Origin of the sequence: Sphingomonas sp. LHG3406-1, assembly GCF_029637485.1 — a bacterium.
In the GTDB taxonomy this organism is placed as follows: Bacteria; Pseudomonadota; Alphaproteobacteria; order Sphingomonadales; family Sphingomonadaceae; genus Sphingomicrobium.
The window spans coordinates 2,787,236-2,804,895 of the sequence record NZ_CP069128.1; the positions used below are offsets into that span (position 1 = coordinate 2,787,236).

Sequence of the window (17,660 nt, forward strand, 5' to 3'; positions counted from 1 at the left end):
CGTTGCTGGCCACGCCCCTTCTTCGTGCTTCCAGGGCAGCCGCTTAGAAGCGGAAGCCGACCTTGCCCGCCAGCTGGCGGCGCTGCAGGTTGATGCCCTCGAACTTGCCGAAGTCCGAGTAGTTGCCCTCGATGCCCCAATAGGCGTTCTTGCCCATGTTGCCCTCGACGCCGAGGCCGCCGCCGATGCCACCCTTGGTGTCGCTGTAGTCGTCGGCGCCGGCGCCCTCGAGGCTCAGCTTGATGTTCGAATAGCCGACCTTGCCATAGAGGTTGATGTTGCCGAGACCGAAGCCGACCCGGCCACCGAGCTGATAGTTGCGGCCGACCTTGATCGAGACGGACGAGAAATCGTCTTCCAGCTCGACCGAGCTCTGCTCCCAGCTGGCGTAGGGGCCGACGGTGACGGTCGGCGAAATCGCCAGGTCATAGCCGACTTCGGCGCCGTAGCTGACGGCCGAACCGAGCTTGTAGACGTCGCCGTCGCCGCTGACGGTCGGGGTTTCCCAGCCGATGCGAGCCTCGATGCGGGCGCCGTCGAAATTGTTGGTGCTGCCGGTGGCAGTCTGGGCGGCGGCAGGAGTCGCCGCCGCGAGCGCGATCGCGCTCACGATGAGAGTACGCATTGTCACTTCCCCCCTTGGGAATGAATGAAGGCAGCGGGTGCCGCCGGGGCGGCCGCTTAAAGACGGGTTGCAGCTGGAACAAGACCGCGGGGGAAAGAAGCCGTCCTTTGGTCGTTACGGGTGCAAGGAAAGCACATCGCATCGGAGGCATCACTTGCCAGTCACGCGTCACAAACATCTCGCCGTTGCTTCGGCACTGACCCTGGCGGTCGCCGGCGTGGCCATGGCCCACAATCACGAGGCCGATGCCGCCGTCGCCAAGGCAGGTCAGTCGGGGCCGACGCAAGCCATGCAGGAACGGGCCGCCTGGGTGGCCCCGGGGACACCCGGTTCGCCGATCGACGGGCAGGTCTTCCACGCCCAGGTGCTACTCGACATCGCCGGCTTCCCGAGCGGGGTCATCGATGGCAAGAAAGGCACGGTGTTCGGACAGGCCGTCCGCGGCTTCCAGCAGAGTCGCGGCCTTCCGGTCACCGGCGAACTCGATGGAGCGACCCGCGCCGCCCTCCTTCAGCTTGAACGACCTTCGACCCGGATGCTCCAGCTGACCGAGAACGACGTCGGCGGTCCGTTCGTCCTTCCCTTCCCCGAGGAAGCCGCCGATCAGGCCAAGCTCGACGGGCTCCATTATCGCAACATGCTGGAAAAGCTGGCCGAGCGCTTCCACACGACGCCGCAGACGATCGTTGCCTTGAATGGCCCCGACAAGTTGATCGGCACCGGCCAGACACTGCGCCTGCCCAACGTCCTTCCCTCAGCCCGCGACTATTCCGGCGCGATCGACGACAAGCAGCAGCGCCTGCTCAGCTTCTTCAACGTCGATCCCAATCAGCCGAGCGGCGACTTCATCGTGGTCGACAAGAGCGAAGGCGTGATGCGCGTCTATGAGGGCGAAGTGCCGACGTCCAACAAGCTCGGCGACGATGCTGGCAAGCTGGTTGCACAATTTCCCGTTACCATGGGGTCGGCCCAATATCCGCTTCCGATCGGCCGCTGGAAGGTGACCACCTACGCTTTCGAGCCGCCCTTCAACTATCAGCCCGAGTTGCTTCAGGGAACCGACGAGGACGACACGCAGCAGATGCTTCCGCCGGGTCCCAACGGACCTGTCGGCGTGGCCTGGCTCGACCTGACCAAGGAGCATTACGGCATTCACGGCACCGACAGCCCGTCGACCATCGGCCGGGCCGAAAGCTCGGGCTGCATCCGCTTGTCGAACTGGGACGTGATGCGTCTCAGCCGGATCATGAAGCCGGGCTTCACCGCCATCTTCCAGGCCTGACGGAAGACCCAGGATGAGCGGACGAGCGCTGAGCGTGTTCGGCAATGCGGTGGTGTTCGCCGTGCTGGCGTTCGGCGCCTGGCTCTGGTGGCGCAATGTCACTTCGACGGCCGACCCGCCGCCGGCGGCGGTGGCCATGCTGTCGGAGACGGCGGGAAGGGCCGGGATCGACCCCGCCGCCGGTGCACCGCGGGTGGCATCACGGCTTCCGCCGGGGTCGCTGACCTTCGCCGCGTCGGGGCTCGTGGTCCCCGTCGCGGGGATCGAGGCTCCCGACCTCGTCGACACCTACACTCAGAGTCGCGGTGGCGGCAGCCGCATCCACAATGCGATCGACATCATGGCTTCGCGCGGGACGCCGGTGGTGTCGGCCAGTGACGGCTTGGTCGAGAAGCTTTATTTCTCCCGGGGCGGCGGCGGGATCACGGCCTATGTCCGCTCGCTGGACGGCCTCTGGCTCCATTATTACGCTCACCTCGATTCTTATGCGCCGGGCCTGAGGGAGGGGCAGCGAATCCGTCGTGGCGACCAGATCGGAACGGTCGGGATCAGCGGCAACGCCAGCCCGTCTGGCCCGCACCTCCACTATGCCATCTACCGGATGCGTCCGGGTGAGCGCTGGTGGCAGGGAGCGCCAATCAACCCTTACCCCCTGCTTGCCGGAAAGACGGCCAGCCGCTAGAGGCCGGCCCAAGATGCCGGAACTCGCCAGGGCGGGGACCGGAGGCTCTTTCAACCTCGTTAAGCGGAAAGCGGATCGCGCATGAAGATCAGCGGCGTGGACATTCGTCCCGGCAACATCATCGAATATGAAGGCGGTATCTGGCGTGCGGTGAAGATCCAGCACACCCAGCCCGGCAAGGGCGGCGCCTACATGCAGGTCGAACTCAAGAACCTGCGCGATGGCCGCAAGAACAACGTCCGCTTCCGCTCGGCCGAGACGGTGGAGCGCGTCCGCCTCGACACCAAGGACTTCCAGTTCCTCTATCCCGAAGGCGACATGCTCGTCTTCATGGACAAGGAGACCTACGACCAGGTCAGCCTGCCGCGCGACCTGCTCGGCGATGCGGCAGCCTTCCTTCAGGACGGCATGGACGTGGTGATGGAGCTCTACGAGGAGGAAGCCATTTCGGTGCAGCTCCCCGATACCATCGAAGCGACCATCGTCGAGGCCGATGCCGTGGTGAAGGGCCAGACTGCCTCGTCCAGCTACAAGCCGGCCGTGCTCGACAATGGCGTGCGAGTCATGGTCCCGCCGCACATTTCGAGCGGAACGCGGATCGTCGTCGACGTTTACGAGCAGACCTACGTCCGCCGCGCGGACTGAGCTTTTCCCCTCCCGCTCGCGGGAGGGGCAGGGGAGGGCCTGTTCGCCGCCTTCCTCGAAGACAATCCCTCCCCCAGCCCCTCCCGCGAGCGGGAGGGGAGGAGAATGACATGGTTTCCCACTCCGGTCTCATCGCCGTCATGCAGAAGGCCGCGCGCAAGGCGGCGCCGAAGCTCCGCCGCGATTTCGGCGAGGTGGGCGAGCTGCAGGTGTCGAAGAAGGGTCCTGGCGACTTCGTCACCATGGCCGACAAGCGCGCCGAGGAGACGCTCGTTTCCGAACTGAGGGCGGCGCGTCCGGACTGGGGCTTCCTGCTCGAGGAAGGCGGCGAGATCGAGGGCAATCCGGCCAAGCCGCGCTTCATCATCGATCCGCTCGACGGGACCACCAACTTCCTCCACTCCATTCCGCACTTCGCCATGTCGATCGCGGTCGAGGAGAAGAAGCCCAACGGCCAGCCGGACATCACCCATGCGCTGGTTTACCAGCCGCTGACCGACGAGACCTTCTGGGCCGAGAAGGGGCGGGGCGCCTGGCTCCACGACCGCCGCCTGCGCGTCTCGGCACGGCGCTACCTCGACGAAAGCCTGATCGGCACCGGGATCCCGCACCTTGGCCGGTCGGATTCCGAACGCTGGACCCGGATCTACAATGCCATTGCGCCCGAAGTAGCCGGGATCCGCCGCTTCGGCGCTGCCAGCCTCGACTTCGCCTGGGTCGCCGCCGGCCGGATGGACGGTTTCTGGGAAGACGACCTTGATCCGTGGGACAGCGCGGCGGGCATGCTGCTGGTCAAGGAAGCCGGCGGCTTCGTCAGCGATTTCCGCGGCCAGGACCGGATGATGGAGCGCCGCGAATATCTCGCCGCCAACGGCGATCTCCACAGCCGCCTCCACAAGCTGCTCGGGGGCGCGCTGCGGGGCTGATCCGCGGGGAAAAAGGCATAGCGTCCAGTTCGTCCACTTTCCGGTGAGCAGGCCGCGGCGCCAAGGATACGCGGCTAAAGGAAAATGTGCCAGCATGGTTAGTTATGCCGCACGAAGTCCTACAGTTCAAGCGTGTCTGCTCGTTCCTCTTCCGTCATGGCGTCCGACCCGTTGCCGATCGCTTCCGGGGAGCCGCCCACTGAGCGTCCGAAGGGAACTGAATCCGGGCCCTGACATGTTGTGTCGGAAAGAGCGCTGCTCTAGAGGGCGCCCAAGCTGAAAGTACCGGAGTCTCACGTGGCCGCAGTCGCCGCACAATATCTGCCGATCCTGCTGTTCCTGGGCGTCGCCCTGGCGCTCAGCCTGGTGTTCGTGATCGCGCCGATCATCGCGTCCAAGTTCACCGGCGCCGACCAGCCCTATGCCGAGAAGCTCACCGAATATGAGTGCGGCTTCCCGGCGTTCGAGGACTCGCGCAGCCAGTTCGATGTCCGCTTCTATCTCGTCGCCATCCTGTTCATCGTGTTCGACCTCGAAGCGGCCTTCCTGTTCCCGTGGGCGGTGACGCTCGACGAGACGGGCTGGCTCGGCTGGGGCGCGATGATGGTGTTTCTCGCCGAACTGGCGCTCGGCCTTGCCTATGCCTGGAAGAAGGGAGCGCTCGAATGGGAGTGATGCTCGACCCCGCGGCGAACCCTTATCCGACCGAGGAGGAGCTCGCCCGCGCCTACGGACTGGTCCCGGGCAGCCCCGAGCACCAGCGCCTGACCGAAATGGGCAAGGACCTCGACGACAAGGGCTTCCTCGTCACCTCCGCCGAGGACCTTTTCACCTGGGCCCGCACCGGGTCGCTGTGGTGGATGACCTTCGGCCTCGCCTGCTGCGCGGTGGAGATGATCCACGTCAACATGCCGCGCTACGACCTCGAACGCTTCGGCGTCGCCCCGCGCGCTAGCCCGCGCCAGTCGGACGTGATGATCGTCGCCGGCACGCTGTGCAACAAGATGGCGCCGGCGCTGCGCCGGGTCTACGACCAGATGGCCGAGCCGCGCTACGTCATCTCGATGGGTAGCTGCGCCAATGGCGGCGGCTATTATCACTACAGCTATTCGGTGGTGCGTGGCTGCGACCGCATCGTGCCGGTCGACATCTACGTCCCCGGCTGTCCCCCGACCGCCGAGGCATTGCTCTACGGCATCATGCAATTGCAGCGGAAGATCCGCCGCGAGGGGACGATCGAGCGGTGAGCCACTCAGCGCCGAAGACGGCTTCCGACGAGGGCGTGATCGAGGCGGCGACTGCCGCGCTCGGCGACCTCATCATCGAGACCAAGCATGCCGCCGACGAGGTCACGCTGACCGTCGTGCGCGAAGGTGTTGCGGAGGCCTGCCGGCTGCTCCGTGACACGCCAGGCCTCGAGTATCAGCAGCTGATGGAGATAGCCGGGGTCGACTATCCGGATAATGCGGAGCGGTTCGAGGTCAACTACCACCTGCTGTCGCTGACGCAGAACCGCCGGATCCGGGTCAAGGTGCGGACCGACGAGGTCACGCCGGTGCCGACCGTGACGACCCTCTGGCCGGTCGCCGGCTGGCTCGAGCGCGAGGTGTTTGACCTTTACGGCGTCACCTTCGCCGGCAATCCGGACCTCCGCCGGATTCTTACCGATTACGGGTTCGAAGGGCATCCGCTGCGCAAGGACTTCCCGCTGACCGGCTTCACCGAGATGCGCTATTCGGAAGCCGAGAAGCGCGTGGTCTACGAGCCCGTCAGCCTCGCCCAGGACTTCCGTGCCTTCGACTTCCTGACGCCCTGGAACGGGCCGGAATACCGGCTGCCGGGTGACGAGAAGGCCGAGCCGCAGGCAGCCGGCGCGCCGACCCCGGCGCCGGCCACCGCTGAAGCACCGAAGGTCGTTCCTGCGGCTGGTGCCGGCAAGCGCGGCGGCGAGAAGCCGTACAATACCGACAATGAGGACCGGAAGACGTCCGGCGCCGCCGAAGCCAGTGGCGAGGCGCGGAAGTCCAACGAGGCCAAGTCGGCCGACGTCGGCGGCAGGACCACCGACATCAAGGAACCGCTGCCCGACAGCAGCAAGGTGACCCGCGACAGCGGGGAGGCGCAGTAATGCCGATCCAGGAAGACACGCTGCCGGTCAACGGCTCGCTGACCGCGAACGAGGTCCAGAAGCAGACCCGCCGGGTCGAGGTCGGGGTCATTCCCGACCTTGAGCCGGGCGACCAGGCGATCAACAATTACACGATCAACTTCGGGCCCCAGCATCCGGCCGCGCACGGCGTGCTGCGCCTGATCATGGAGCTGGACGGCGAGATCGTCGAGCGCTGCGATCCGCACGTCGGGCTGCTTCACCGCGGCACCGAGAAGCTGATCGAATACAAGACCTACGCCCAGGCGATCCCTTACTTCGACCGCCTCGATTACTGCTCGCCCATGTGCATGGAGCACAGCTTCGTGCTCGCGGCCGAGAAATTGATGGGCCTCGAGGTCCCGCTGCGCGCCCAGTATATTCGGGTGATGATGGCGGAGCTGACCCGCATCAAGAACCACATGCTGAACCTCGGCTCCCACGTCATGGACGTGGGCGCGATGACTCCGAACCTGTGGATGTTCGAGCTTCGCGAGGATCTGATGCAGATCTACGAGAGCGTGTCGGGCGCGCGCATGCACGCCAATTATTTCCGCGTCGGCGGGGTCCACCAGGACATTCCGCCCAAGGTGCTGAACGACATCGGCGACTTCCTCGACAACCGGCTCCAGCTGTTCGAGGACGCGATCAGCCTGGTCGCCGACAACCGCATCTTCAAGCAGCGCAACGTCGATATCGGCATCGTCAGCAAGGAAGATGCCATCGCCTGGGGCTTCTCGGGCCCGATGATCCGCGGCTCGGGCATCCCCTGGGACATCCGCAAGTCGCAGCCCTACGAAGTCTATGACCGGATGGAGTTCGACGTTCCCGTCGGCACCAGCGGCGACTGCTACGACCGGTTCATGTGCCGCGTGGAGGAGGTCCGCCAGAGCTGGCGCATCGTCCGGCAGTGCCTGAACGAGATGCCGCAGGGGCCAATCGGCACCGACGACCGCAAGGTCTTCCCGCCCAAGCGCGCCGAGATGAAGACCTCGATGGAGGCGCTCATCCACCACTTCAAGCTCTACACCGAGGGCTTCCACGTGCCGGCCGGCGAAGTCTATGTCGCGACGGAAAGCCCCAAGGGCGAGTTCGGCGTCTATCTGGTCAGCGACGGCACCAACAAGCCCTACCGCTGCAAGATCCGCCCGACCGCCTTCAGCCATTTGCAGGCGATGGACTTCATGATGAAAGGTCACATGCTGGCGGATACGACGGCGGTGCTGGGTGCGATGGATATCGTGTTCGGGGAGTGTGACCGCTAATGGCCGAGCGTCACTTCGCCCCCGACGTCCCCGAGCTGCGCGAGCGCTGGGGCGGGTTCACCTGGGATAAGGCGCACGCGCCGGAGGCCCAGCGCGCGCTCCAGAAGTATCCGGAAGGGCGCAAGGCGTCGGCCGTGATCCCGCTGCTCGACCTCGCCCAGCGGCAGGTCGGTGCAGAGACGGGAACGCAGGGCTGGCTGCCGATTCCCGTGATCGAGTTTGTCGCCGCCGAATGCGGGCTGCCGCCGGTGCGGGCGATGGAGGTCGCCAGCTTCTACACCATGTTCAACCTGGTGCCCGTCGGAAAGTATCATGTGCAGGTGTGCGGCACGACGCCGTGCATGCTGCGCGGCTCCGACGACGTGCTCAAGGCCTGCTATGCCAAGGGCATGAAGAAGGGAAAGACGACCGCCGACGGTCTCTTCACCCTGACCGAGGTCGAGTGCCTGGGCGCCTGCGCCAACGCACCGATGGTCCAGATCAACGACGACAATTTCGAGGATCTGACCGAGGCCAGCATGACGGCAGTGCTCGACGCGCTCGCGTCCGGCAAGCCGGTCAAGGCGGGTTCGCAGATCGGGCGGCAGACCAGCTGCGCGGAAGGTGGTCCGACCAACCTCAAGAAGATGACCGAGCGCAACTATGACTATCGTCCGATGTGGGCCGATGCGCCGGCCGGAGAGGACGCCTAAGTGGATAGCACCGTCCTCGGCATCATCGTCGGCGTGGTCGCCGGCCTCATCGTCCTCAAATTCGTCAAGGGCGTGATCAAGTTCGTGGTGCTCGGCATCGTGGTCCTGGTCGCGCTCGCGCTTGCCGGGGTGTTCAACTGATGGGCTATACCGGGCCTCTCGCGGACAAGGACCGCATCTTCACCAACGTCTACGGCTTCCAGTCGCCCGATCTGAAGGCGGCGCAGGCGCGGGGCGACTGGGACAATACCAAGGCGCTGATGGCCGACGGCCCCGACGCGATCATCGACGCGGTCAAGGCTTCGGGCCTGCGCGGGCGGGGCGGCGCGGGATTCCCGACCGGCATGAAGTGGAGCTTCATGCCCAAGGAGCCGAAGCCGGGTAAACCGAACTTCCTCGTCATCAACGCCGACGAGTCCGAGCCGGGGTCCTGCAAGGACCGCGAGATCATCCGCCATGATCCGCACAAGCTGATCGAAGGCGCGCTGATCGCCAGCTTCGCGATGCGGGCGCGAGCCTGCTACATCTACATCCGCGGCGAATATATTCGCGAAGCGCAGGCGCTCGAGAAGGCGATCGCGGAGGCCTATGCCGCGGGCCTGGTCGGCAAGAATGCGGCGGGGTCGGGCTACGACTTCGACATCTTCTGCCATCGCGGCGCAGGCGCCTACATCTGCGGCGAAGAGACCGCGATGCTGGAGAGCCTGGAAGGCAAGCAGGGCCGTCCGCGCCTGAAGCCGCCGTTCCCGGCGGGCGCCGGCCTCTATGGCTGCCCGACGACCGTCAACAATGTCGAGTCCATCGCGGTCGTCCCGACCATCCTGCGCCGGGGCGCGGCCTGGTTCGCCGGCTTCGGGCGCGAGAAGAACGAGGGCACCAAGCTCTTCCAGATCTCCGGCCATGTGGTGAAGCCGACGGTCGTCGAGGAGAGCATGAGCATCTCCTTCCGCGAGCTGATCGACCGCCATTGCGGCGGCATCCGCGGCGGCTGGGACAATCTGCTCGCCGTGATCCCCGGCGGCTCCTCGGTGCCTTTGGTGCCAGCGGCCGAGATCATGGACGCACCGATGGACTTCGACGGGCTGAAGGCGCTTGGGTCCGGCCTCGGCACGGCGGCGATCATCGTCATGGACAGGTCGACCGACATCGTCCGCGCGATCAGCCGCATCAGCTATTTCTACAAGCATGAGAGCTGCGGCCAGTGCACCCCGTGCCGCGAAGGCACCGGCTGGATGTGGCGGATCATGGAGCGGCTGCGCGAAGGCGACGGATCCCCTGAGCTGATCGACAAGCTCTACGACGTCACCAAGCAGGTCGAAGGCCACACCATCTGCGCGTTGGGCGACGCGGCGGCCTGGCCGATCCAGGGCCTGATCAAGCACTTCCGCCCCGAGCTGGAGCGTCGCATCGCCGAGCGCAACGGCGGCGCGATGCTGGAGGCGGCTGAGTGAGCCTGAGCCTCTTCGTCATTCTCATCCTGTCGGCGGTGGCGTTCCTCTACGCCCTGACAGCGCTGCGTCGCGTGAAGCGGCAGGGCGCGCGACAGTATGGCGATGGCGGTTACGAAGGTGGCTATTCCTCCAGGGACAAGAGTTCGGACGGCGACAGTGACGGCGGTGATGGCGGTGGCGGCGATGGCGGCGGAGGAGGCGACTGATGCCTAAGGTCATTGTCGATGGTCAGGAAATCGAGGTCTGCGCGGGTGTGACCGTGGTGGAGGCGGCAGAATGATCCTTCCGGTCATCCTGGTCGCCATCGCCACCGCGCCGTCTGGCAAGAACGAGTGGCGTGAAGCGGTTGCGTCCGACACGCGGCAGGTCCTCCAGGCCTATGCCCGCTGCTCCGCCAAGCTCGAGCCGGACCTTGCCGCGCGCTTCGTGCTCATGAACGACGGTGAGCGTCTTCCGGAACGCGACTTTCGACGCCTGTTCGATGGCAAGTGCCTCGGCTTGCGGGGAGGCCAGATGCGGATGCGTGCGTGGCGCTCCCGCGCCGCTTTGGCGGAAGCCTTGATCGTCCGAAACAATGATCGCTTCAAGCGCGACTCCTTTGCTTCGGTTCCGCCACTCGAGTGGACGATCACCCAGCCTGTCCCCGACGTGCCGACGGATGCCGCCGCCGCTCAACTACACGCGCAGGTGTCGCAAGCCGAGGCGCAGCACGCCGCCCTCGGGGAGTGCGTATCCCGCGCCGATCCCGTTTCCACGCTCGCCGTGCTCAAGTCGAAGATCGACTCCGATGACGAGATGGCCAAGCTCAAGGCCCTCGCGCCACGGATCGCCGGCTGCGTTCAGCAGGGCCAGACCCTTGCCTTTAACCGAACGCACCTGCGCGCTGGCATGGCGCTGGCCTATTATCGCCTGGCCGCCGGCCCGACGGGCGCTCGCCCGACTGCAGGAACAAACTGATGCCCAAGGTCACCGTCGACGGACAAGAAATCGAGGTCCCCGCAGGGGCGACCGTGCTGCAGGCGTGCGAGCTTGCCGGCAAGGAGATCCCGCGCTTCTGCTACCACGAGCGGCTGAGCATTGCCGGCAATTGCCGCATGTGCCTGGTCGAAGTGTCGCCGGGGCCGCCCAAGCCGCAGGCGAGTTGCGCGCTTCCGGCGGCCGACAATCAGGTGATCCGCACCGATACGGCGATGGTCAAGAAGGCACGGGAAGGGGTGATGGAGTTCCTCCTCATCAACCACCCGCTCGACTGCCCGATCTGCGACCAGGGTGGCGAATGCGACCTGCAGGACCAGGCCATGTCCTATGGCCGCTCGTCCAGCCGCTTCGACGAAAACAAGCGATCGGTCGACGACAAATATATGGGGCCGATCATCAAGACGGCCATGACCCGATGCATCCAGTGCACCCGCTGCGTGCGCTTCGCCGAGGAAGTGGCGGGGACGCCCGAGATCGGCATGCTCTACCGCGGCGAGGATGCGCAGATCACCGCCTATCTGGAGCGGGCGCTGACCAGCGAGCTTTCCGGCAACCTCGCCGACCTCTGCCCGGTGGGTGCGCTGCTGCAGGCGCCGCAGAATTTTGAATATCGGCCGTGGGAGCTGCGCAAGATTCCGTCGATCGACGTGATGGACGCGGTCGGCAGCAACATCCGCCTCGACGTGCGCGGGCCGCAGGTGATGCGGATCCTGCCGCGCATCAACGAGGACGTGAACGAGGAGTGGATCAGCGACAAGACGCGGCATCATGCCGACGCGCTAGTCCGCAACCGCCTCGACCGCCCGTGGATGCGCGAGAACGGCAAGCTTCGCGCCACCACCTGGGCGGAGGCGCTCGACGTCTTCGCGGCCGAGCTGCGCAGCGCCGGGTCGAAGGTCGCGGCGATCGCCGGTGACCTCGTCGATGCGGAGACCATGTTCGCGGTGAAGAAGCTGCTGGAGGGGCAGGGGTCCACCCTCCTCGAAGGGCGCCAGACCGGGCTCGACTATGACGTGACCAGTCTCTCGGCGGTGGCCTTCAATTCGACGCTCACGGGCATCGAAGACGCTGACGCCATCCTGCTGATCGGCACCAACCCGCGCTGGGAAGCCCCGTTGGTGAATACGCGGCTGCGCAAGGCGGTCCGCCGCCAGGGCGCGCCGGTGTTCAGCATCGGACCGGCGGTCGACCTCACCTTCCCCGTTACCGACATCGGCGATGATCTGTCGCTGCTCGGCAAGCTGCCTGCGGCCGTGACCGAGGCCTTTGCCGCCGCGAAGCGTCCGGCGGTGATCGTCGGCCCGGGCGCGCTCGGCGCGGGCGCGCTCGGCGCGGCGCTGGCGCTGGTCGAACCGCTCGGCCTGATCAAGGACGGCTGGAACGGCTTCAATGTCATCCACACCGCCGCCAGCCGCATGGCGTCCCTTCTGCTCGGCTTTGCGCAGAAGGGCGGGATCGCCGATCTCGAGGCCGCCGCGCCCGAGCTCGTGCTGCTGCTCGGTGCCGACGAAGTCGCGCCGGAGCGATTCGCAGGGGCCTTCAAGGTTTACATCGGCCACCATGGCGACAAGGGCGCGCGTCAGGCCGACCTCGTCCTTCCGGCCGCCGCCTACAGCGAGAAGCACGGCACCTTCGTCAACATGGAGGGCCGCGTGCAGCGCGCCGAAAAGGCCAGCTTCTCGCCCGGCGAAGCACGCGAGGACTGGACCATCCTGCGGGCCGTCAGCGACCTCGTCGGCAAGCCGCTTCCCTTCGACCGCTTCGACCAGCTCCGCGCCGCGATGATCGCCGAAGTGCCGCAGCTCGGCACCGACGGCCTGATCGCCATGCCATGGTCGCCGCCGAAGCTTGCTGCGGAAGCGAGCGGGCCGGTGACGCTCCCGGTCAAGGATTTCTATCTCACCAACCCGATCAGCCGCGCCAGCCCGACCATGCAGCGCTGCTCCGCCGAGCTGATCCATGGACAGAGTTTCGCCGAGGCCGCCGAATGACCGCTACCTTCCAGGGCTGGGGCCTGACCTACGAATGGTCGTGGTTCATCGCGACCATCGCCGGTATCCTGCTCATCGCGCTTCCGCTGATGCTGGCGGTGGCGATGATCATCTATGCCGAGCGCAAGATCTGGGCCGCCATCGCGCTTCGTCGCGGCCCCAACGTTGTCGGTCCGTTCGGCCTGCTGCAGAGCTTCGCGGACGGCCTCAAGGTCTTCCTCAAGGAGACGATCGTCCCGACCAGCGCCAACAAGGGCCTGTTCCTTCTGGCGCCGATCATCAGCTTCACCGTCGCGCTGATCGTCTGGGCGGTGGTGCCGTTCGAAGTCGGCGTGGTGCTGTCCGACATCAACGTCGGCCTGCTCTACATCCTCGCGGCGAGCAGCCTTGGCGTCTACGGCATCATCATCGCCGGCTGGGCGTCCAACTCCAAATATCCCTTCTTCTCGGCCCTGCGCGCGGCCGCGCAGATGGTCAGCTATGAAGTGTCGATCGGCTTCGTGCTGATCTGCGTCGTCCTCTACGCCGGCACCTTCAACATGACCCAGATCGTCCTGGGTCAGCAGGGCCATGTGTTCGGGATCCTCAATGGCTACGGCTTCAACCCGCTGCTGTTCCCGATGGCGGTGGTGTTCCTCATCTCGTCCATGGCCGAGACCTTCCGCACGCCGTTCGACCTGACCGAGGCGGAAAGCGAGCTCGTCGCCGGTTTCCAGACCGAATATAGCTCCATGAGCTTCGCGCTCTTCTGGCTCGGCGAATATGGCAACGTCATCCTGATGTGCGCCTTGAACGCCATCCTCTTCTGGGGCGGGTTCCTGCCGCCACTGAACATCGATCTTCTGCCCTGGTTCGATATCCCCGGCATCATCTGGCTGTTCGCCAAGATGCTATTGTTCTTCTTCATCTTCGGCTGGGTCCGCGCGACCGTGCCGAGGTACCGCTACGATCAGCTGATGCGGCTGGGCTGGAAGATCTTCCTCCCGCTGTCGCTGTTCTTCGTCTTCGCGATCAGCCTGTGGCTGATGCTGACGAGGTATGGCGGATGATCGCGGGCCTCGTCCTGTTGGCGCTGGCGCAACCCACGACGGTTACGCGCCAGGCGCCGAGCGACCGCCCAGCCGTCCACGGGGTCGCCTTCCGCTGCCCCATGACCCTGGCGCCCGGCAGCTACGCCACCTTGGTGGGCACGGTGCCGACGTTCGAGGCAGGGTGGAACACCGGCGATCGTCGCGGCCTTGATGTGACCGGCAATGGCCCCGAATGGGTGAGAGGGCGGCACTTCGCCTCGCTGGTCACGTTCAATGCCGGCCACCGCCGTTATCTCATCTCGTTCGCCGACCCTGAGACAGCCGACGCATCCTATCAGTTCGACGTCATCCTGCTCCCTGATGGGGCCAAAGGCATGGGCGTTCTCCGCCACGTCGGACCCTATGTTTCCGGCCAAGATCCGGTCCGCACTTCGCGACTTGTCGCGACCAGTTACTGCGATTCCGATTGGACGGCCGCCAAAGGAATTCGGAAGCAATGATTGCCCAGTTCATCAAGTCGTTCACCCTGTGGGAGCTGGTGAAGGGCCATGCCCTGACCCTGAAGTATTTCTTCAAGCCCAAGGCGACGATCAACTACCCCTACGAGAAGACCCCGCAGAGCCCGCGCTTCCGGGGTGAGCATGCGCTGCGCCGTTATCCCAACGGCGAAGAGCGCTGCATTGCCTGCAAACTCTGCGAGGCGGTGTGCCCGGCGCTCGCCATCACCATCGAGGCCGAGCCGCGCGAGGACGGGTCGCGGCGGACGACCCGCTACGACATCGACATGGTCAAGTGCATCTATTGCGGCCTGTGCGCCGAGGCCTGCCCGGTCGATGCCATCGTCGAAGGGCCGAACCTCGAATTTTCAACCGAGACGCGTGAGGAGCTGCTCTACGACAAGGCCAAGCTGCTCGCCAACGGTGACCGCTGGGAACAGGCCATCGCGGCGAACCTTGCCGCCGATGCGGCCTACCGTTAAGCGCCCGGCCAACCCATGATCGCGCTCATCGCCTTCTACCTGTTCGCAGCCGTCACCATCACGTCCGCCGTGCTGGTGATCTTCGCGCGCAATCCCGTCCACTCGGTGCTGTGGCTGATCCTTGCCTTCTTCAATGCGGCCGGGCTGATGCTGCTGGTCGGGGCCGAGTTCATCGCCATGCTGCTGGTGATCGTCTACGTCGGCGCGGTCGCGGTGCTGTTCCTGTTCGTGGTCATGATGCTGGACATCGACTTCAGCCAGCTGCGCTCCGGCTTCAACCGCAACCTGCCGTTCGGCCTGCTGATCGCCATCGTGCTGCTGGCCGAGATCGTCATCGCTTTTTCGGCCTACAGGGCGGGCCCGGCGGTCGCCGCCCAGCCGGTCGCGAGCCCCGTGCCCAACATCGAGGCGCTCGGCGTCGAGCTCTACAGCCGCTACCTGCTGCCGTTCGAGCTTGCCGGCCTGATCCTGCTGGTCGCGATGATCGGCGCGATCGTGCTGACTCACCGCAGCCGCGGCGACGCGCGCGGCCAGAATGCCTCCAAGCAGATCGGCCGCCGCCCGCAAGATGCGGTGCGCAACGTCAACCAGCCCGTCGGCGAGGGGATGAAGCTGTGATCGGCCTCACGCACTATCTCACCGTGTCGGCGATCCTGTTCGTGATCGGCGTGCTCGGCATCTTCCTCAACCGCCGCAACGTCATCCTGATGCTGATGGCGATCGAGCTGCTGCTGCTCTCGGTCAACATCAACCTCGTCGCCTTCAGCGCCTTCCTCGGCGACATGAAGGGGCAGATCTTCGCCATGTTCGTCCTGACCGTCGCCGCCGCCGAGGCTGCGATCGGGCTGGCGATCCTGGTCATCTTCTTCCGTCGCCGCGGGACCATCGCGGTCGACGCCGCCGACAGCATGCACGGGTAAGATGCAGTCCATCATCCTCATCGTCTTCCTGCCTTTGCTGGCCGCGATCGTCGCCGGCCTGGGCGGACGCGCGATCGGCAAGGTGCCGGCCAAGGTCATCACCACCGGCGCGCTGTTCATCAGCTGCGCGCTTAGCTGGCCGATCTTCCTCGGCTTCCTGTCGGGCGCGAACACCGCGACCGTCGTGCCGGTGCTCGAGTGGATCAATTCTGGCGACCTGCAGGTGGACTGGAGTCTCCGCGTCGATACGCTGACGGCGGTCATGCTGGTGGTGATCACCACCGTCTCCAGCCTCGTCCACCTCTACAGCTGGGGCTATATGGAGGAGGATCCCTCCCAGCCCCGCTTCTTCGCCTATCTGTCGCTGTTCACCTTCGCCATGCTGATGCTGGTGACGGCCGACAGCCTGATCCAGATGTTCTTCGGCTGGGAAGGGGTGGGCCTCGCGTCCTACCTTCTGATCGGCTTCTGGTACCACAAGCCGTCGGCCAATGCGGCGGCAATCAAGGCGTTCGTCGTCAACCGCGTCGGCGACTTCGGCTTTTCGCTCGGCATCTTCGGCACCTTCCTGGTGTTCGGCACCGTGTCGATCCCGGCGATCCTCGAAGCGGCACCCGGCATGGCGGGCTCGACCATCGGCTTTGCCGGCATGCGGGTCGACACCATGACCCTGCTCTGCCTGCTGCTGTTCGTCGGCGCGATGGGCAAGTCGGCGCAGCTTGGCCTGCACACCTGGCTTCCGGACGCGATGGAAGGCCCGACCCCGGTCAGCGCGCTGATCCATGCCGCGACCATGGTCACCGCCGGCGTGTTCATGGTCTGCCGCCTGTCGCCGATGTTCGAGACGAGCGAGACGGCGCTGACCGTGGTCACCTATGTCGGCCTCGCCACGGCGCTGTTCGCGGCGACGGTTGGCCTGGTCCAGAACGACATCAAGCGGGTGATCGCCTATTCGACCTGCAGCCAATTGGGCTTCATGTTCTTCGCGGCGGGCGTCGGCGCCTATGGCGCGGCCATGTTCCACCTCTTCACCCACGCCTTCTTCAAGGCGTTGCTGTTCCTCGGTGCAGGCTCGGTCATCCATGCCATGCACCATGAACAGGATATGCGTTACTATGGCGCGCTCCGCAAAGAGATCCCGCTTACCTTCTGGGCGATGATCCTCGGCACGCTGGCGATCACCGGCGTCGGCATCTACGGCGTGTTCGGTTTCGCCGGTTTCTATTCGAAGGACGCCATCCTCGAGAGCGCCTATGCCGCCGGCACCGTCCCGGGCACCATGGCCTTCTGGATCGGCGCCTTCACCGCGCTCCTGACCAGCTTCTATTCGTGGCGGCTTATCTTCCTGACCTTCTTCGGCCAGGCGCGCTGGGCGGCCAGCGAGCATATCCAGCATGCGGTGCATGGCGATCATCACGATCACCCGGACGAGGAGCATGGCGACAGCAGCGACTCGGCCCATGCCGCGCCGGTCACCGGCACCGCCGGCTATCACCCGCACGAAAGCCCCTGGCCGATGCTGGTACCGCTGGCCGTGCTCAGCCTCGGCGCGGTGTTCGCCGGCTTCGCTTTCTATTATCCCTTCTTCGGGACCGAAGAGGGCGCGGCCTTCTGGGCTGGCAGCCTCGTCCATGACGAGCATCTCGTCCATGCCGCCCACGAGGTGCCTTTGTGGGTGAAGCTGACCCCGGCCGTCGTCATGCTGATCGGCCTCGGCCTTGCCTGGAACAACTACATTCGCCGTCCTGACATGCCGGCCAAGTGGATCGCTGCTACGGGACCGATCCACAACTTCTTCATGAACAAGTGGTATTTCGACGAGCTCTACGCCTTCCTGTTCATCCGCCCGAGCCTCGCGCTCGGCCGGCTGTTCTGGAAGCGTGGCGATGAGAAGACCATCGACCGTTTCGGCCCGCATGGCGCCGCCTATGCGGTGGGGATCGGCAACCGCATGACCGCCCGGCTGCAGTCGGGTTATCTCAACTCCTATGCCCTCGTCATGCTGCTCGGCCTGGTCGGCGCGGCTACCTGGGTGATGACCCGCTGA

General features: G+C 65.5%; 21 protein-coding genes. 20 read left to right on the forward strand and 1 reads right to left on the reverse strand.

What is annotated here, in order from left to right:
- Window positions 1-43 precede the first annotated feature (43 nt).
- Window positions 44-625: an outer membrane beta-barrel protein gene (locus JOY29_RS13715; RefSeq protein WP_300974091.1), complete on the reverse strand. Its 582-nt coding sequence runs from the start codon at window positions 623-625 to the stop codon at window positions 44-46.
- Between the two features lie 223 nt (window positions 626-848).
- Here JOY29_RS13715 and JOY29_RS13720 point away from each other — a divergent pair, with 223 nt between their 5' ends.
- The 20 genes from JOY29_RS13720 to nuoL all read left to right on the forward strand — a co-directional run bounded on the left by JOY29_RS13720 (window position 849) and on the right by nuoL (window position 17,660).
- The gene (locus tag JOY29_RS13720; RefSeq protein WP_300974092.1) at window positions 849-1,907 is read left to right on the forward strand and encodes a L,D-transpeptidase; all 1,059 of its coding nucleotides are present in this window, start codon (window positions 849-851) and stop codon (window positions 1,905-1,907) included.
- A 13-nt stretch (window positions 1,908-1,920) separates the two neighbouring features.
- Window positions 1,921-2,589, forward strand: a complete 669-nt coding sequence (locus JOY29_RS13725) for a peptidoglycan DD-metalloendopeptidase family protein (protein WP_300974093.1) — start codon at window positions 1,921-1,923, stop codon at window positions 2,587-2,589.
- An 81-nt stretch (window positions 2,590-2,670) separates the two neighbouring features.
- Window positions 2,671-3,234 carry an elongation factor P gene (efp, locus tag JOY29_RS13730; protein ID WP_300974094.1) on the forward strand — a complete coding sequence of 188 codons (564 nt, stop codon included), beginning with the start codon at window positions 2,671-2,673 and terminating at the stop codon, window positions 3,232-3,234.
- Between the two features lie 110 nt (window positions 3,235-3,344).
- The gene (locus JOY29_RS13735; RefSeq protein ID WP_300974095.1) at window positions 3,345-4,160 is read left to right on the forward strand and encodes an inositol monophosphatase family protein; all 816 of its coding nucleotides are present in this window, start codon (window positions 3,345-3,347) and stop codon (window positions 4,158-4,160) included.
- A 297-nt stretch (window positions 4,161-4,457) separates the two neighbouring features.
- Complete coding sequence (gene ndhC, locus JOY29_RS13740; RefSeq protein ID WP_300974096.1) at window positions 4,458-4,835, forward strand: NADH-quinone oxidoreductase subunit A; 378 nt, start codon at window positions 4,458-4,460, stop codon at window positions 4,833-4,835.
- On the forward strand, window positions 4,826-5,407 hold the full coding sequence (locus JOY29_RS13745) for an NADH-quinone oxidoreductase subunit B family protein (RefSeq protein WP_300974097.1): 582 nt from the start codon (window positions 4,826-4,828) through the stop codon (window positions 5,405-5,407). Before ndhC ends, JOY29_RS13745 begins: the two co-directional genes overlap by 10 nt.
- Window positions 5,404-6,288, forward strand: coding sequence for an NADH-quinone oxidoreductase subunit C (locus JOY29_RS13750; protein ID WP_300974098.1), 885 nt, complete (start codon window positions 5,404-5,406; stop codon window positions 6,286-6,288). The genes JOY29_RS13745 and JOY29_RS13750 overlap by 4 nt, the downstream gene beginning before the upstream one ends.
- Window positions 6,288-7,571, forward strand: coding sequence for an NADH-quinone oxidoreductase subunit D (locus tag JOY29_RS13755; protein WP_300974099.1), 1,284 nt, complete (start codon window positions 6,288-6,290; stop codon window positions 7,569-7,571). The genes JOY29_RS13750 and JOY29_RS13755 overlap by 1 nt, the downstream gene beginning before the upstream one ends.
- Entirely contained in the window at window positions 7,571-8,263 is a 693-nt protein-coding gene (locus tag JOY29_RS13760) for an NAD(P)H-dependent oxidoreductase subunit E (RefSeq protein ID WP_300974100.1), read from the forward strand. The genes JOY29_RS13755 and JOY29_RS13760 overlap by 1 nt, the downstream gene beginning before the upstream one ends.
- Window positions 8,264-8,404 carry a hypothetical protein gene (locus JOY29_RS13765; protein WP_300974101.1) on the forward strand — a complete coding sequence of 47 codons (141 nt, stop codon included), beginning with the start codon at window positions 8,264-8,266 and terminating at the stop codon, window positions 8,402-8,404.
- Window positions 8,404-9,714, forward strand: a complete 1,311-nt coding sequence (nuoF, locus tag JOY29_RS13770) for an NADH-quinone oxidoreductase subunit NuoF (protein ID WP_300974102.1) — start codon at window positions 8,404-8,406, stop codon at window positions 9,712-9,714. The genes JOY29_RS13765 and nuoF overlap by 1 nt, the downstream gene beginning before the upstream one ends.
- Entirely contained in the window at window positions 9,711-9,920 is a 210-nt protein-coding gene (locus tag JOY29_RS13775; RefSeq protein WP_300974103.1) for a hypothetical protein, read from the forward strand. Before nuoF ends, JOY29_RS13775 begins: the two co-directional genes overlap by 4 nt.
- A 70-nt stretch (window positions 9,921-9,990) precedes the next feature.
- Entirely contained in the window at window positions 9,991-10,671 is a 681-nt protein-coding gene (locus JOY29_RS13780; RefSeq protein WP_300974104.1) for a hypothetical protein, read from the forward strand.
- Window positions 10,671-12,683 (forward strand): NADH-quinone oxidoreductase subunit NuoG, encoded by a 2,013-nt coding sequence (gene nuoG, locus JOY29_RS13785; RefSeq protein ID WP_300974105.1) that lies wholly within the window; start codon window positions 10,671-10,673, stop codon window positions 12,681-12,683. The genes JOY29_RS13780 and nuoG overlap by 1 nt, the downstream gene beginning before the upstream one ends.
- Window positions 12,680-13,732 carry an NADH-quinone oxidoreductase subunit NuoH gene (nuoH, locus tag JOY29_RS13790; protein WP_300974106.1) on the forward strand — a complete coding sequence of 351 codons (1,053 nt, stop codon included), beginning with the start codon at window positions 12,680-12,682 and terminating at the stop codon, window positions 13,730-13,732. Before nuoG ends, nuoH begins: the two co-directional genes overlap by 4 nt.
- Before the next feature lie 101 nt (window positions 13,733-13,833).
- A complete protein-coding gene (locus tag JOY29_RS13795) occupies window positions 13,834-14,214 on the forward strand; it encodes a hypothetical protein (protein ID WP_300974107.1) in 381 nt (126 codons plus the stop codon).
- Window positions 14,211-14,693, forward strand: a complete 483-nt coding sequence (gene nuoI / locus JOY29_RS13800) for an NADH-quinone oxidoreductase subunit NuoI (protein WP_300974108.1) — start codon at window positions 14,211-14,213, stop codon at window positions 14,691-14,693. Before JOY29_RS13795 ends, nuoI begins: the two co-directional genes overlap by 4 nt.
- Before the next feature lie 15 nt (window positions 14,694-14,708).
- Window positions 14,709-15,311 carry an NADH-quinone oxidoreductase subunit J gene (locus JOY29_RS13805; RefSeq protein ID WP_300974109.1) on the forward strand — a complete coding sequence of 201 codons (603 nt, stop codon included), beginning with the start codon at window positions 14,709-14,711 and terminating at the stop codon, window positions 15,309-15,311.
- Window positions 15,308-15,613, forward strand: coding sequence for an NADH-quinone oxidoreductase subunit NuoK (gene nuoK, locus JOY29_RS13810; RefSeq protein WP_300974110.1), 306 nt, complete (start codon window positions 15,308-15,310; stop codon window positions 15,611-15,613). Before JOY29_RS13805 ends, nuoK begins: the two co-directional genes overlap by 4 nt.
- A 1-nt stretch (window position 15,614) precedes the next feature.
- Window positions 15,615-17,660 (forward strand): NADH-quinone oxidoreductase subunit L, encoded by a 2,046-nt coding sequence (gene nuoL / locus JOY29_RS13815; protein ID WP_300974111.1) that lies wholly within the window; start codon window positions 15,615-15,617, stop codon window positions 17,658-17,660.

Excerpts from the sequence above, each read along its gene's own strand:
- JOY29_RS13715 (WP_300974091.1), bottom strand. The coding sequence starts at position 625 with ATGCGTACTCTCATCGTGAGCGCGATCGCGCTCGCGGCGGCGACTCCT.
- JOY29_RS13720 (WP_300974092.1), top strand. The coding sequence starts at position 849 with ATGGCCCACAATCACGAGGCCGATGCCGCCGTCGCCAAGGCAGGTCAG.
- JOY29_RS13725 (WP_300974093.1), top strand. The coding sequence starts at position 1,921 with ATGAGCGGACGAGCGCTGAGCGTGTTCGGCAATGCGGTGGTGTTCGCC.
- efp (WP_300974094.1), top strand. The coding sequence starts at position 2,671 with ATGAAGATCAGCGGCGTGGACATTCGTCCCGGCAACATCATCGAATAT.
- JOY29_RS13735 (WP_300974095.1), top strand. The coding sequence starts at position 3,345 with ATGGTTTCCCACTCCGGTCTCATCGCCGTCATGCAGAAGGCCGCGCGC.
- JOY29_RS13745 (WP_300974097.1), top strand. The coding sequence starts at position 4,826 with ATGGGAGTGATGCTCGACCCCGCGGCGAACCCTTATCCGACCGAGGAG.
- JOY29_RS13755 (WP_300974099.1), top strand. The coding sequence starts at position 6,288 with ATGCCGATCCAGGAAGACACGCTGCCGGTCAACGGCTCGCTGACCGCG.
- JOY29_RS13760 (WP_300974100.1), top strand. The coding sequence starts at position 7,571 with ATGGCCGAGCGTCACTTCGCCCCCGACGTCCCCGAGCTGCGCGAGCGC.
- nuoF (WP_300974102.1), top strand. The coding sequence starts at position 8,404 with ATGGGCTATACCGGGCCTCTCGCGGACAAGGACCGCATCTTCACCAAC.
- JOY29_RS13780 (WP_300974104.1), top strand. The coding sequence starts at position 9,991 with ATGATCCTTCCGGTCATCCTGGTCGCCATCGCCACCGCGCCGTCTGGC.
- nuoG (WP_300974105.1), top strand. The coding sequence starts at position 10,671 with ATGCCCAAGGTCACCGTCGACGGACAAGAAATCGAGGTCCCCGCAGGG.
- nuoH (WP_300974106.1), top strand. The coding sequence starts at position 12,680 with ATGACCGCTACCTTCCAGGGCTGGGGCCTGACCTACGAATGGTCGTGG.
- JOY29_RS13795 (WP_300974107.1), top strand. The coding sequence starts at position 13,834 with ATGACCCTGGCGCCCGGCAGCTACGCCACCTTGGTGGGCACGGTGCCG.
- nuoI (WP_300974108.1), top strand. The coding sequence starts at position 14,211 with ATGATTGCCCAGTTCATCAAGTCGTTCACCCTGTGGGAGCTGGTGAAG.
- JOY29_RS13805 (WP_300974109.1), top strand. The coding sequence starts at position 14,709 with ATGATCGCGCTCATCGCCTTCTACCTGTTCGCAGCCGTCACCATCACG.
- nuoL (WP_300974111.1), top strand. The coding sequence starts at position 15,615 with ATGCAGTCCATCATCCTCATCGTCTTCCTGCCTTTGCTGGCCGCGATC.